Below are 832 nucleotides of genomic sequence, written 5' to 3' on the forward strand. Positions count from 1 at the left end.
CGCCATTCCAGCTGTATGGCAACTGGCTCGCGCAGATGGTGGCATTGGTAGTGCTGGTCAAGGTCTCGTTAACCACCAGGTTCAACGTAGCAATCGAATCGCAACCCGCTGCACTAACCAGGGGAACTGTATAGGTTCCTGCAGTTGTATATATCTCACCATTCCAGCTATAAGGTAACTGGCTGGTACAGATGGTGACATTGGTAGTGCTGGTCAGGGTCTCATTAACCACCAGGTTCAGGGTAGCAATAGAATCGCAACCAGTTGCACTAACAAATGTCCTTTCATAAGTGCCGGTGGTGGTATAGGTCTCGCCATTCCAGCTATAGGGCAGCTCGCTGGCGCAGATGGTGACATTGGTAGTGCTGGTCAGGGTCTCGGTAACCACCAGGTTCAGGGTTGCAATAGAATCGCAACCGGCTGCACTAACAAATGTCTTTTCATAAGTACCGGTGGTAGTATATGTCTCGCCATTCCAGCTGTATGGCAACTGGCTCGCACAGATGGTGGCATTGGTAGTGCTGGTCAGGGTTTCATTTACCACCAGGTTAAGGGTAGCAATAGAATCGCAACCAGTTGCACTAACAAATGTCCTTTCATAAGTGCCGGTGGTGGTAAATGTCTCACCATTCCAGCTATAGGGCAACTGGCTCGCACAGATCACTACGTCTGTAGTGCTGGTCAAGGTCTCGTTTACCACCAGGTTCAGGGTAGCAATCGAATCGCAACCCGCTGCACTAACAAAAGTCCTTTCATAAGTACCGGTGGTGGTATATATCTCACCATTCCAGCTATAAGGTAACTGGCTGGTACAGATGGTGACATTGGTAGT

At 49.5% G+C, this 832-nt stretch carries 1 protein-coding gene; it reads right to left on the reverse strand.

Annotated features, from left to right (window positions below; all coding sequences use genetic code 11):
* Positions 1–832: hypothetical protein (locus OI18_RS24805; protein WP_039144847.1), on the reverse strand; the 832-nt coding region annotated here is incomplete at both ends.

The sequence above is a fragment of the Flavihumibacter solisilvae genome (assembly GCF_000814475.1).
Taxonomy (GTDB): Bacteria; Bacteroidota; Bacteroidia; order Chitinophagales; family Chitinophagaceae; genus Flavihumibacter; species Flavihumibacter solisilvae.